The sequence below is a fragment of the Bacteroides xylanisolvens XB1A genome, assembly GCF_000210075.1.
GTDB lineage: Bacteria > Bacteroidota > Bacteroidia > Bacteroidales > Bacteroidaceae > Bacteroides > Bacteroides xylanisolvens.
The window spans coordinates 314,336-328,748 of the sequence record NC_021017.1 but is presented as its reverse complement, the minus strand read 5'-3'; the positions used below and the strand labels follow the sequence as shown (position 1 = coordinate 328,748).

Genomic DNA, 14,413 nt, shown 5'->3' with positions numbered 1-14,413 from the left:
ATATGATGTCATATATCACCCACAACAAGTACGAATTCAACCGTACAGTGTACATGAAGAGAAAAGAGAAGCGCACTGGACTCTATATACAGTCATCCCCGTCTTTCCACATTCATTTTATAGGGAAAGACGGGGATTTATTTTTATCGGCATAGCGCCAGAACAAGTGTTCTTTAAGTGTATATCAGCTCAATCCTTCTATTTCTCCATCCACAATATCGATATGCAATGCTTGCGGTTCTTTAGGCAATCCCGGCATACGAAGAATTTCTCCGGCAATGGCTACAATCATTTCAGCTCCGTTATTGATTACAATATCTTTAATATGGAACTCGAAATTGTTCACCGCGCCATAAATCTTAGGATCGGCAGAGAATGAATACTGTGTTTTAGCAATACAAACCGGGTAATGAGTGATGCCCATTTTCTCGATCAGTTTGATACGGTTGCGTGCAATACTGCTGTAAGTAATAACGCTGGCTCCGTAAATATTAGTAGCCACCTTTTCAATCTTCTGCTGTATATTATCTTCTTCCTTATATGTATAACGCAAAGGTTCGGACGGATTATTTTCGATTGTATCTACCACCAGGCGGGCCATGTCTACTGCCCCCTCTCCTCCTTCACTGAACGCATTGTTGATAGCAAAACCGACTCCCAACTGTTCGCAATGCTCACGCAGCAATTCCATTTCTTCATCGGTGTCGGACGCAAACTTATTGAAAGCTACAATAACCGTCTGACCGAATGAACGAAGATTACGAACATGTTTGTCCAGATTACGCAATCCTTCTTTCAGTCCTTCCATATTCGGTTCTTTGATACGGTCGAGACTGACACCTCCGTGCATCTTCAATCCTTGTGCCGTAGCGACAATCACCGTGAGACGCGGTTGGAGTCCACTCTTGCGGCACTTGATATTGTAGAACTTCTCTGCACCAAGATCAGCACCGAATCCGGCTTCTGTGATTACATAATCGCCGAAAGACATTGCCAATTTAGTGGCCAGAATAGAGTTACAACCATGCGCAATATTAGCGAACGGACCGCCGTGTACAAAAGCAGCGGTTCCTTCCGTAGTCTGCACCAGATTAGGATGGATGGCATCTTTCAGCAACACAGTGATAGCTCCTGCCACTCCCAGATCTTTTACGGTAAAAGGCTGGTCATCATAAGTGAAGCCCAACAGGATGTTTTCGATACGACGACGCAAATCACTCACATCTTTGGAAAGACAAAGAATCGCCATAATTTCCGAAGCAGGAGTAATATCGAAACCGGACTCTTGGGTAATCCCGTTAGATTTAGGTCCAAGACCGACAACGATGCTGCGCAACGAACGGTCGTTCACATCAAGCACTCTCCGCCAAAGGATTTCTTTCAATCCGAAACCTTTTGCCTGGTTCTGATAGAGATAATTGTCGAGCAAAGCCGAAATCATGTTATGAGCAGAGGTGATGGCGTGAAAATCCCCTGTGAAATGAAGGTTAATCTTATCCATCGGAAGCACTTGTGCATATCCTCCACCGGCCGCTCCTCCCTTCATTCCGAAACAAGGACCGAGAGACGGTTCACGAAGAGCGACAATCGCATTCTTTCCAATTTTATTCAGTCCCAAAGCAAGACCGATAGATACGGTAGTTTTGCCAATGCCCGCTTTGGTTGCCGTGATAGCAGTGACCAGGATGAGATTGCTTTTCTTCACTTTCTCTTCATCAATCAGTTGTTCAGGGATCTTTGCGATGTAGCGGCCATAATTCTCCACTTCCTCACGAGGAATTCCGACACCTTCGGCAACTTGCTTAATCTTCTTCAGCTCAATGCTGCGAGCAATTTCTATGTCTGATTTCATACAGAATATGATTAGTTTTATTTTTGAAAGAACAAAAGTATAACAAAAAAGCGAAATAGAGAAATTTAAAGTTCATCGGATATTTATATATCTATTTATCATAAACACTATAAACTCTTTTCACGCAATAACTGTTGTAAATGACATAACCTAAAACAACAACTTAATTATGGAATGGATTATTAATCAACTAAGGGTACACCCTGAACTTGCTATTTTCCTGACGCTCTTTGCCGGATTCTGGCTGGGCAGACTCAAAATAGGGAAATTCTCATTAGGGACAGTCACCAGTGTTCTGCTGGTCGGCGTGTTGGTCGGGCAACTGAATATCACTGTGGATGGCCCGATGAAAGCTGTGTTCTTTCTGCTTTTCCTGTTTGCCGTCGGCTATAAGGTAGGTCCACAGTTTTTCCGCGGATTGAAAAAGGATGGGCTGCCACAGGTGGGATTCGCTGTACTGATGTGTATTGTCAGCCTGGTGGCACCGTGGATACTCGCCAAAATCATGGGATACCATGTAGGGGAAGCTGCCGGACTTTTGGCAGGCTCACAGACCATATCCGCCGTGATCGGCGTGGCAAGCGATACAATCAACCAATTGGGAATCAGCGATGCACAAAAAGCAACATTCATCAATGCGATTCCGGTAGCTTACGCTGTAACTTATATCTTCGGTACAGCCGGTTCTGCATGGATTCTGGCTTCTCTCGGCCCTAAAATGCTGGGCGGACTGGATAAGGTGAAAGCCGACTGCAAAGAACTGGAGGCTCAAATGGGAACATCGGAAGCTGATGAACCCGGATTTTCCCCGGCTCTTCGTCCGGTGGTATTCCGTGCCTATAAAATCACCAATGAATGGTTCGGCAAAGGAAAGAAAGTCAGTGAACTCGAAACATATTTATGTAAGAATGATAAACGGCTGTTTGTAGAACGGATTCGTCAAAGAGGAGTGGTGAAAGATGTTGATCCGAACCTGATTCTTCGCAAAAATGACGAAGTGGTACTAAGCGGACGCCGTGAGTTTGTAATCGGAGAAGAAGACTGGATCGGTCCGGAAGTGATCGACGCACAATTATTGGATTTTCCGGCGGAAACTCTTCCCGTAATGGTGACTCACCGGACGTTTGCCGGCGAAACGGTAGCCAAAATCCGGGCACAGAAATTTATGCACGGAGTCAGTATCCGTAACATCAAGCGTGCCGGAATCAATGTTCCGGTATTATCCAAAACAGTTGTGGATTCGGGAGATATTCTCGAGCTCACCGGTCTTAAACATGAAGTGGAAGACGCTGCCAAACAAATGGGTTACATTGACCGTCCGACCAATCAGACGGATATGATTTTCGTCGGGCTGGGCATTTTGCTCGGTGGTCTTTTCGGTGCACTGGCTATCCATCTGGGAGGTGTTCCTATCAGTCTTTCTACCAGTGGCGGCGCATTGATTGCCGGACTTCTGTTCGGTTGGTTACGCAGCAAGCATCCTACTTTCGGAGGTATCCCCGAACCCTCTTTATGGGTATTGAATAATGTAGGGCTGAATATGTTTATCGCAGTGGTCGGCATTGCTGCAGGCCCCAGTTTTATAGCCGGATTCAAGGAAGTCGGAGTCAGTCTGTTTATTGTCGGTGCACTGGCAACTGCCATCCCTCTTCTCGCAGGATTGCTGATGGCGAGATACCTGTTCAAATTCCACCCTGCCCTTTCATTGGGATGCACGGCAGGAGCACGTACCACAACAGCGGCACTGGGAGCTATTCAGGATGCAGTGGAAAGTGATACACCCGCATTAGGGTATACAGTGACGTATGCAGTCGGCAATACGCTACTGATTATCTGGGGAGTCGTCATCGTGTTGCTTATGTAAAACTATATAAATAAATATCATTATGGAAAAGAAAACAAATAACCCTGCCATTACGAAAAGTTATGCCAAGAAAATGGAAACGATCAGCCCGTTCGAGCTGAAAAACAAACTGATCGATATGGCAGACGAAAGCATTAAGAAAATAGCACATACCATGCTGAATGCGGGAAGAGGTAATCCGAACTGGATTGCTACCGAACCACGCGAAGCATTTTTTCTGTTGGGACAATTCGGACTTTGCGAATGTCGCCATGCGTTTTCACTGGAAGAAGGAATAGCAGGTATTCCGCAAAAGGCTGGAATAGCTGCCCGTTTCGAGGCTTTCCTGAAAGAGAATGAAAAAAGCTCCGGGGGCTAATCTGCTGAAAGAGGGCTACAATTATATGTTGATGGAGCATGCTGCCGATCCGGATACGCTGATTCACGAATGGGCGGAATCGGTCATCGGCGACCAGTATCCTGTGCCCGACCGTATTTTACATTTTACAGAGTTAATCGTGCAGGATTACTTGGCACAAGAGATGTGTGACCGCCGTCCGCCGAAAGGGACTTTTGACCTTTTCGCCACCGAAGGAGGTACGGCAGCCATGTGTTATCTGTTCGATTCTTTGCAAGAGAATTTCCTGTTGAATCAGGGAGATGCCATTGCTTTGATGATTCCCGTGTTCACTCCTTATATAGAAATCCCGGAATTGCGACGCTATCAGTTTGACGTTACCGAAATTTCCGCCGACCAGATGACTCCTGACGGATTGCACACCTGGCAGTATAAGGATGAAGATATAGACAAGTTGAAAGATCCGCGGATCAAAGCATTATTTATCACCAATCCAAGTAATCCGCCCAGTTACGCACTTAGCAGGGAGACTACCGAACGTATCATCAACATTGTGAAGAATGACAATCCGAACCTGATGATTATTACGGATGATGTGTATGGAACGTTTATCCCTCATTTCCGTTCATTGATGGCAGAATTGCCACACAATACGCTTTGCGTTTATTCGTTCTCCAAATATTTCGGAGCTACGGGATGGAGAACCGCAGTGATTGCTTTACACGAAGACAACATCTACGACAAAATGATTGCCCGCCTGTCGGAGGAGCAGAAATCAATATTGAACAAACGTTATTCCAGTCTTAGCCTGCAACCGGAAAAAATGAAATTTATCGACCGCATGGTGGCTGACAGCCGGCAGATTGCGCTGAATCATACCGCAGGGCTTTCTCTGCCTCAACAAATGCAGATGAGTTTGTTTGCCATCTTCTCGCTTCTGGATAAAGAAGACAGTTATAAAACCAAGATGCAGGAAATTATTCATCGACGCCTGCATGCGTTGTGGGATAACACGGGGTTCACACTGGTAGAGGATCCGCTGCGTGCCGGATATTATTCGGAGATTGATATGCTGGTATGGGCGAAGAAATTCTACGGAGATGACTTCGTTGCTTATCTGCAAAAGACATACAATCCGCTGGATGTGGTTTTCCGTCTGGCAAACGAAACTTCACTCGTGCTGTTGAATGGCGGTGGCTTTGCCGGACCGAAATGGAGTGTGCGTGTGTCACTGGCTAATTTGAATGAGGCCGATTATGTGAAAATCGGACAAAGTATCAAGTGTGTGTTGGAAGAATATGCCCAAACATGGAAAGCATCAAAAGAATGAACTGATTAGACGATTTACGATCGTATGATTGAGGATAGTAACCTCAATCGTACATTGTAAATCGCCTAATCGTAAATAACTGAAAAGATAGTTTTTTTCTAAGAAAACATAACGGAAGCAAATAGTCAGGTTGAAAATCTCTATCTTTGTGGTAAATCAACCTTTACGAAGATGAAAAAACTGATTCTATTTCTTTCGCTGATATTATCGGTCGGTTTTGCATCCGCACAGTCGGAAATTCCTTCCGATAGTATTCGTCATGCTCCATCCACCAATATTAAAGAGTTTGGTGGCTTTCTGCTGGATATGGGGCTAATGAATGTAGCAACTCCCGAACTTCCCAAGTTTAATTTAGAGATGCCTAATATGACGAAAGATTATAATCAGCTCTTTCGTTTAAATACAGATGTTACTTATTCGCAAGGATTCACTGATTCTTTTTCTTCGTCTTCTTTCTCCGGCTTTTCTGGCTTTGGCTACGGATATGGTTGGGGACTGTCTTCTTCTCCACAGTTTATGCAGATGGGGTCTTTCAAACTGAAAAACGGAATGAGAATCAATACCTACGGAGATTATGATAAGGATGGCTGGCGAGTGCCTAACCGCAGCGCTATGCCTTGGGAAAGAAATAATTTCCGGGGAGCATTCGAACTGAAATCAGCAAATGGTAATTTCGGAATACGAATCGAAGTGCAACAAGGACGAAACGCGCCTTATTAAATAAGGTACTTCAATATAAAACCCCGGAAGTCTGAAATAAAACCAAGTAGTCCTATAGATTAGATCAGACAGTCCGGAATTAAATCAAGTAAGTTCGGCACAGAATTAGGAAAGCTCGAAGGCCTTATCTGCCGCACTTATTGCGTTGGCAATACGATCACACCATGAATCAAATTCCGGATCGGGTATTTGTGATTCCGGATGGGAAAGCATATAGTGTACGGCTTGTCGTAATCCGTCTGCCATGGAAGTATTGCATATAAAATCAGGAACCAACCGCTTTATCTTCGAGTTATCAAAGACTACCGTAGCTGCTTTATCTCCTAACAGTTCACCTCTGAAATCATAATGATCGCTATGCTTGGCAAGGAAATCGGAGGCTACGTGTAATGCATTCAGAGGTTTACCCAACGCGTCGGCAATGGTTTGATAAATCTGATTCCAGGTCATGCTTTCATCGGTAGTGATATGAAAAGCGTTCCCAATGGCATGAGGGTTCGCCATCAGTCCTACATAACCTTTGGCAAAATCTTTAGAGTGAGTCAATGTCCACAAAGAAGAACCGTCGCCGGGGATAATAACAGGTTTACCTTCAAGGATTCGTTTTAGGATCTGCCAGTTTCCCTTATCTCCATGTACAGATACGGGAGGTTTTGTTCCGTTGTAGGTATGGCTGGGACGGACGATTGTAACGGGGAAACCGTTTGTGCGATAGGCTGCCATCAGCACTTCTTCCGCTTCTATCTTGTTACGGGAATACTGCCAATAGGGATTGACCAAAGGGGTGCTTTCGGTTATGCGGTAATCGGCCAATGGCTTTTGGTAGGCAGAGGCACTGCTGATAAAGATATATTGCCGCGTTTTATTCTGGAACAGGCGGATATCACGCTTCACGTCTTCTGCCGTATAGCCGATGAACTGTGCAACCACATCGTAATGTTCGGACACGATGGCTTTTGCCACAGCTTCTTCATCATTAATATCCGCAATGATACTGTGAATTCCCTCCGGCATCTTTTTCGAACCACGATTTAGGAGAGTAATCTCCCACCCTTTTTGTTGCGCCAATGCCACTACATCTGTACTGATCGTACCTGTACCTCCAATAAATAATGCTTTCATAAAACCTGTTTTTTATATTCTCCGGAACAAATATATCAATTCCATCATTTACTTCCAGCAATCATTGCCATTTATTTTTCTGCCCGAAAGTTTATGTAGTATACAGATTACTGATTCTTATACCCATATTACTGATTTGCTGAATGAAATTAAAAAGATACCTTCAAATGTTTTATCTTTGTATCAGATTAATAACAGAAGCATATGGATGAAATAACAAAAATTGAAACCGTCGATCAGTATGACCAATTGTTTGGACTGGAAACATTGCACCCTTTGGTGAATGTAATCGACTTCTCAAAAGCCACCAGGTCAGTTGAATATATCCGTATGAATATCGGATTCTACTGCTTGTTCCTGAAGGATGCAAAATGTGGCGACCTCACTTATGGACGTAAGAATTACGATTATCAGGAAGGAACGGTTGTTTGTATGGCACCGGGACAAGTGAGCGGAATAGACAACCGCAACAGGCCTGCTCCCCGCACCAAGTCAATCGGCGTTTTGTTTCATCCCGATTTAATCCGCGGAACTTCATTAGGACAGCATATCAAAAACTATACTTTTTTCTCTTACGAGGTAAATGAAGCATTGCATCTTTCAGACCAGGAAAGAGAAATCGTAACTGATTGCATACATAAAATCAGGATCGAGCTGGAACATCCTATTGACAAACACAGCAAGCAACTCATCGTGCGAAACATCGAACTGCTGCTGGATTACTGTATGCGTTTCTACGAACGGCAGTTTATTACACGTAATCAGGCGAACAAAGATATTATCGTAAAATTCGAGCAATTGCTGGACGAATACTTCCAGAATCAGGTGGCAATAACCGAAGGACTGCCATCCGTGAAATATTTTGCAGACAAGGCATGTCTCTCTCCTAATTATTTCGGAGACCTGATAAAGAAGGAAACAGGAAAAACTGCACAGGAATATATCCAGTGCCGGATTATCGAACTGGCAAAAGAAAGAATACTGGAAAGTGTTCAAACTGTCAGCCAAGTGGCTTATGAACTGGGATTTCAATATCCACAGCACTTCAGCCGATTGTTTAAAAAGCATGTCGGTTGCACCCCGAACGAATATAAACAAAGAAACTAAGCATTTTTTAGCTACAGGAGTCTCAACATCATGGGAGATAAAGTACTCAAAATAGGAACCGTGCATCAATGCAATTGTTGTCTGGGAAGCAAAACACTACATCCGCTGGTGAGTGTCATTGATCTCTCAAAGGCTGATTTGTCGCCTCATACGGACATCAAGTTCGACTTTTATACGATTCTATTGAGTGAGTGTAAATGTGAGGCCTATGTGTATGGTCACCAGTATTATGATTTCTCGGACGGTACTTTGATCTGCCTGGCTCCCGGAGAGTCTATCAGTATGAAAGAAAAGAATAAAAGATTTCCCTCCAAAGGATGGATATTGGCTTTTCATCCCGATCTGATTTGTGGCACTCCGCTCGGACTTAATATAGATAACTATACTTTCTTCTCTTATCAGCCTGAAGAGGCACTGCATATATCATTGCGCGAGAAACAGATCATTCTGGAATTTATGGACAGAATCAACCAAGAACTCGAACGTTGTATTGATCGCCACAGCAAAAAAATAGTTTCCAAATATATAGAGCTATTGCTGGATTACTGTGTACGTTTCTACGAACGCCAATTCATTACACGTAACGAAGTGAATAAAAAGATTATCAAGCAATTTGATAAAATCATAAATAACCATTTCGAAACGAAGCCGGCACCAGCTGTCGATGTGCTTTCAAATGAGTATTGCGCTAACGTGCTTCATTTATCTCCTGAATATTTCAACGACTTGCTGAAGCACGAAACGGGGAAATCTTTTAAAGAATACATCGAGTTCAAACGTTTCGAGATTGCCAAAGACTGGTTGCTGAATACTGATAAAACAGTTAATCAGATAACACAAGAACTGGGTTTCCAGAATCCGCAGTATTTCAGCCGGCTATTCAAGAAAGTTACCGGTTGCTCTCCGAATGATTTCAGAGTACCTAACTAGAAATGAAATCTAAAAGGATTGGAGGACGATAAAGCAACAAAAAAGTCTTAATAAAATTTGAATTGAAATATCCAATTCTTAATCTATGTTATGAAACATACTTTTTTGCTTGGATTATTTGCTAATTTCCCAAGAGTCCGTATCTTTGCAATGTGTTTTTCATAGTATTAGATTTAAGGTTAACAAAGGTTGGAGCAAGGCGTTGCTCCTTTTTTTATGTCCATACGTCAACTCTCCTCTTTAACTTCCTAAGTTACCATTTCCCGAACAGCTGTTCTTTCTTATGAATGACGGTATTGGAATTACGCTATTTTTCAGTAACTTTGCAAAGAGAGATGTATCAATTATGTCCCGGTAAAGCAAATCAAAAAGTTCTCTTTTTACGTTATATATAAAAAGAAAATTTAATCCTTAGTAGAATAATGGAAACAATGCAACAATATTATCGTCTGATGAAATCAATCCTCTTCGTATTATTTCTTTCTTTCGGCATGATTTCGTGTGAGAAAGAAGATCCGGTTTCTACATCTCCAGACACAAGGCAGACGGACAACACTGATCCGACAGATCCTGATCCTACCGACCCGGTGGTTCGTTCGGATAATGAACAAACTGTATTTATGTATCTGCCCTGGTCGACTGACCTGACTTCCTTTTTCTATCAAAATATTGCTGATCTGAAAAGTATTATCGGACAGAACATATTGAAAAACGAACGGGTTCTCGTATTTATGTGCACAACGGCTACAAAAGCCACTCTCTATGAGCTTTCTTACGAAAAAGGCGCAGCTGTGCAGAAGGCTTTAAAAAGCTATAATTATCCGACTCCCAGCTATACAACGGCCGAGGGTATCACTTCTATCCTGAATGATGTACAGACCTACTCTCCCGCCAAACGATATGCAATGATTATCGGATGCCACGGGATGGGATGGCTCCCCGTATCAAGAACGCAATCACGCAGTAGCCTGCAAACAGTCAAAAAACATTGGGAATATGGGAATACACCTATGACACGTCTCTTCGGAGGCAGAGAATCCAAGTATCAGACGGATATTACTACACTTGCCGAAGGAATATCGAGCGCAGGATTGAAGATGGAGTATATCCTTTTCGACGACTGCTATATGTCGACAGTAGAGGTTGCTTATGACCTTAAAAACGTAACAAGTCACCTGATAGCATCCACTAGTGAAATTATGGCTTATGGCATGCCATACGACAAGATTGGCCAGTACTTAATCGGAAACATAGATTATGAAAAGATTTGTGATGGTTTCTATTCTTTTTATTCAAATTATGTCACTCCCTGCGGAACAATCAGTGTCACAGATTGCTCGGAAATAGATAATCTGGCGGCCATTATGAAAGAAATAAATCAACGTTATACGTTTAACGAAGAATTAATTTCTTCTTTGCAGAGTTTAGACGGATATAAACCTTCCATATTCTTTGATTGTGGTGATTATGTTGCAAAGCTATGCTCCGATCCTGATTTATTGGAGCAATTCAACGAACAACTGAAACGCACAGTTCCATATAAAAGGAATACGGAGTATTATTTTACAGCAATATCCTCCTATTATGGAGAACGAAAAAAAATCAATACTTTCTCCGGTATCACTATTTCTGATCCAAGCACTAGTGCAGCTGCTTTGAAAAAGAACGAAACAGCGTGGTATGTTGCCACTCATTAAGGCTACTAAAAGAAATAGTACGATAATGGAGGCTTTACTCTTGTCTGTGATCAGTCAAATCTCTTAATAAAAATAGATTCGAGAATACAAATTCTTAATCAATGTTATAAAACATACTTTTTTTCTTGGATTATTTGCTAGTTTCGCAATAGTCCGTATCTTTGCAATGTGTTTTTCATAGTATTAGATTTAAGGTTAACAAAGGTTGGAGCAAGGCGTTGCTCCTTTTTTTATACCTATACTCCAAATTGCCTTTGCTTTCCTCTTCTTGGTACATCTGTCAATCACCCTTTAATAACTGCCATTGGAGCAAGTTCCACCAACGGCTTCACCAAATCCCGCTCATTCGCTATCACTTGCGCAATATCTTTATAAGCTCCCGGCGCTTCATCCAGTTCATCCTGCGAACGGAGTCCGTGAATGATTCCTTGCTGGTTCATTCGCTCTTTCTCTTCATCCAGTGACAAACGGCGACAGGCATCCTTTCGTCCCATCAATCGGCCGGCACCATGCGAACAGCTTTTGAAGCTCTCCGGATTACCCAGTCCTTCAACGATATAGGATTTAGTACCCATAGATCCGGGGATAATACCAATCTCACCTTCATAGGCACGCGTAGCTCCTTTTCGGTGCACAATCACATCCTGATCGAAATGGTTCTCCCAGGCTGCATAGTTGTGGGCAATATTAATCATAGGCTCAAAGTCCGTTTCAGGTTTCACAGCCTGGATGGCTTCACAAATACGGGTCATCATCAACTGACGGTTAGCAAAGGCAAAGGCCACACAGTAGTTCATTTCACGGAAATAATCCTTTGCCATCTGCGTCTCCATTGGCAGGTAAGCCAGTCCCGATACCATTTCAGAATACCATTTCTCATTCCAATATTGCGCAATCTTATTATAGTGATTGGCAACCTTCAAACCAATGTTACGGCTTCCGGAGTGAATCATCACCCACACATCAGACGTTTCGGTATCTTTCTGAATCTCAATAAAGTGGTTTCCTCCTCCCAAGGTTCCTATCTGCTTCAAACAAGCCTCGTACTGATTCTTCAATATAGGCATCTCCTCAAGGTCGAATCCTTGTGGAAGTAACTCCTGATCTTGCTTTTTAGTATGATGATCGAATCCCAAGGGAATGGCCGCACGAATCTTCGACATGATGGAAGTCAAATCCGTATAACTAAAATCATCCGCTTTTCGATTGGTCTTAATCGCACACATTCCACAACCGATATCCACTCCCACAGCATTGGGAACAATCACACCCTTCGTAGCCAACACACCGCCAATTGGCATTCCTTTTCCCGCATGGGCATCAGGCATGATGGCGATATGTTTAAACGCAAAAGGAAGTGAAGTTAAATCCATAATCTGCGACATACAAGAGTCTTCTACTTCATTCAACCAAAGCTTAGCGGGCAAACGTGTTCCCATAATTACTTTTTCCATACTTCTTTTCTTTTATCCATTCATATAAATCTCGTTATCGGGAGCAAAGTAAGATGGGAAGTACGAAATCTATTTGCGCAATGGATATTATTTTCTATTTTTGTAGAAATATGTGCAAAAAAAGTCGTGTCTCCGCAATGATTGTATCATCAAAAAGTCCGGATATGGCGCCTTGATATCTATAACACTATATATAAATAGAACCTAATGAAGAAGATATTGATTATCGGCGCCAATGGATTCACCGGACGCCAAATATTGAATGATTTGTCTGTTCATGCACAATATAAGGTAACGGGGTGCTCTCTGCATCCGGATATTTCTCCGAATGATGTAGGGAAATATCGTTTCATTGAAACAGATATACGGAATGAAGCGGACATTAAGTGTCTTTTTGAGGAGGTTCAGCCTGATGTGGTCATTAATTGTTCCGCCCTGTCCGTGCCGGATTATTGCGAGACGCATCATGAAGAGGCTTATCTTACCAATGTGACCGCAGTGAGCCAACTGGCTGTTTTTTGCGAAGAATATAAAAGCCGGTTCATTCATCTATCGACGGACTTTGTTTTCGATGGAAAGATGTTTGTTTTCGATGAAAAGATAAATGAAGATGCCGGACCGTTGTACACAGAAGAAGACATCCCCGCTCCCGTCAACTATTACGGATATACCAAGTGGAAAGGAGAAGAGAAAGTGGCAGAAACTTGCAGCAGTTATGCTATTGTCCGTGTAGCAATCGTTTATGGCAGAGCGCTGCCGGGACAACACGGTAATATCGTCCAGTTGGTAATGAACCGTTTGAAAGCCGGACAAGAAATCCGTGTCGTATCCGATCAATGGCGGACACCGACTTATGTTGGAGACGTATCGGATGGTGTACAGCGTTTGATAGCACATCCAACGAACGGTATCTTTCACATTTGTGGCGTTGAGTGCATGAGCATTGCGGAGATTGCTTATCAGGTAGCAGATTATATGGGACTGGATCACTCTCTTATCCATCCTGTCACGACAGAGGAAATGAATGAAACCACTCCCCGTCCCCGTTTTAGTGGAATGAGTATCGATAAAGCACGAACAATGCTTGGATACGAGCCACAGAAGCTTAAAGAAGCTCTTGCGAACTGGGAACATTTATAAGGAAGAGGACAGATTATCAATTATTCAAGGATTATCCATCATTTTACGTAAGCAGAAAACTACAAGAGGAATTCTGTGGTTTCTATTTATATAATAAGAGAGTCCCCAAATGATGAACAGTGGCTATTTACACAAAATACGGGATAGTGCCCAAATTGAAGACAGTGGTAGAATTGGAAACAATACTACTTTTTACAACAATCTATTTCATTCCGAATAATTCTTTCGCTTCATTTATTGCATATTTATTTTGAAAATATGCAATAAGTTATTATCTTTGCACCAAAATCAAAAAAGACCAATGATGAATCAAACATTACAACTACATAACGCTAATCTTTTTCTTGCAGGAATACCGACTTTCTGTAAGTCTTGCTGCGTGCATGTACATTGGTTCAGTGGATTCATCTAAATTACCCTATTATTTCTTAACAGGAACTATCTGCTGACTTGTTTCACTATTCACAGCAGTATTCCTTTCCGATTTTCAAGCAGATGTATCATCTTCTTTGAAAATTCTCTTGTGCGTTGTCAATAATCAGTTTAACCTAACCAAAAATATATACATTATGTTCTCTATTATATCTACTATGTTTTTAGGAATCGGCATCGGTTATGTATTGCGTAACTGGAGTATCTTGCAAAAGACAGAAAAGACAATTTCTCTTACAATATTCTTGTTGCTCTTCATTCTCGGTGTGTCTATCGGTTCTAATAGCCTGATTGTAAACAATCTCGGTAAATTCGGATGGCAGGCAATTGTTCTTGCCGTGTCCGGTGTATTGGGAAGCCTGATCGCTGCCCGTTTGGTACTGCAATTGTTTTTTAGAAAAGGAGGCGAATAATAAAAAAAGGAGTCT

Annotated in this window: 10 protein-coding genes and 1 pseudogene; 8 read left to right on the top strand and 3 right to left on the bottom strand. The window is 42.4% G+C overall.

The features are described 5' to 3' along the window. Positions 1-184: 184 nt before the first annotated feature. Positions 185-1,852, bottom strand: coding sequence for a formate--tetrahydrofolate ligase (locus BXY_RS01370; RefSeq protein ID WP_008640016.1), 1,668 nt, complete (start codon positions 1,850-1,852; stop codon positions 185-187). A 169-nt stretch (positions 1,853-2,021) separates the two neighbouring features. Between BXY_RS01370 and aspT the strand changes: the two genes are divergently transcribed. The 3 genes and pseudogenes from aspT (at position 2,022) to BXY_RS01355 (ending at position 6,103) form a co-directional block, all read left to right on the top strand. Further along, the gene (gene aspT, locus BXY_RS01365) at positions 2,022-3,716 is read left to right on the top strand and encodes an aspartate-alanine antiporter (RefSeq protein ID WP_009039535.1); all 1,695 of its coding nucleotides are present in this window, start codon (positions 2,022-2,024) and stop codon (positions 3,714-3,716) included. Positions 3,717-3,738: 22 nt separating this feature from the next. Next, a pseudogene (gene aspD / locus BXY_RS01360) lies at positions 3,739-5,383 on the top strand (aspartate 4-decarboxylase). 171 nt (positions 5,384-5,554) lie between these two features. Continuing rightward, positions 5,555-6,103: a hypothetical protein gene (locus BXY_RS01355; RefSeq protein ID WP_009039533.1), complete on the top strand. Its 549-nt coding sequence runs from the start codon at positions 5,555-5,557 to the stop codon at positions 6,101-6,103. A gap of 105 nt (positions 6,104-6,208) precedes the next feature. Here BXY_RS01355 and BXY_RS01350 read toward each other — a convergent pair whose 3' ends face one another. Continuing rightward, on the bottom strand, positions 6,209-7,225 hold the full coding sequence (locus BXY_RS01350) for an SDR family oxidoreductase (RefSeq protein WP_008022584.1): 1,017 nt from the start codon (positions 7,223-7,225) through the stop codon (positions 6,209-6,211). A 204-nt stretch (positions 7,226-7,429) separates the two neighbouring features. On the opposite strand from BXY_RS01350, the gene BXY_RS01345 reads away from it, so the two are divergent. The 3 genes from BXY_RS01345 to BXY_RS01335 all read left to right on the top strand — a co-directional run bounded on the left by BXY_RS01345 (position 7,430) and on the right by BXY_RS01335 (position 10,959). Next, entirely contained in the window at positions 7,430-8,332 is a 903-nt protein-coding gene (locus tag BXY_RS01345; RefSeq protein WP_015531033.1) for a helix-turn-helix domain-containing protein, read from the top strand. 30 nt (positions 8,333-8,362) lie between these two features. Further along, positions 8,363-9,262 (top strand): helix-turn-helix domain-containing protein, encoded by a 900-nt coding sequence (locus BXY_RS01340; RefSeq protein ID WP_015531032.1) that lies wholly within the window; start codon positions 8,363-8,365, stop codon positions 9,260-9,262. A gap of 422 nt (positions 9,263-9,684) precedes the next feature. Continuing rightward, a complete protein-coding gene (locus BXY_RS01335; RefSeq protein ID WP_015531031.1) occupies positions 9,685-10,959 on the top strand; it encodes a clostripain-related cysteine peptidase in 1,275 nt (424 codons plus the stop codon). Positions 10,960-11,243: 284 nt separating this feature from the next. Here BXY_RS01335 and BXY_RS01330 read toward each other — a convergent pair whose 3' ends face one another. Then, positions 11,244-12,413: an RtcB family protein gene (locus BXY_RS01330; protein WP_015531030.1), complete on the bottom strand. Its 1,170-nt coding sequence runs from the start codon at positions 12,411-12,413 to the stop codon at positions 11,244-11,246. A gap of 207 nt (positions 12,414-12,620) precedes the next feature. Between BXY_RS01330 and BXY_RS01325 the strand changes: the two genes are divergently transcribed. Together BXY_RS01325 and BXY_RS01320 are read left to right on the top strand one after the other, a co-directional pair. Beyond that, entirely contained in the window at positions 12,621-13,553 is a 933-nt protein-coding gene (locus BXY_RS01325; RefSeq protein ID WP_015531029.1) for an SDR family oxidoreductase, read from the top strand. A gap of 569 nt (positions 13,554-14,122) precedes the next feature. Next, positions 14,123-14,398, top strand: a complete 276-nt coding sequence (locus BXY_RS01320; protein ID WP_004315294.1) for a LysO family transporter — start codon at positions 14,123-14,125, stop codon at positions 14,396-14,398. The last annotated feature ends 15 nt before the right edge of the window (positions 14,399-14,413 follow it).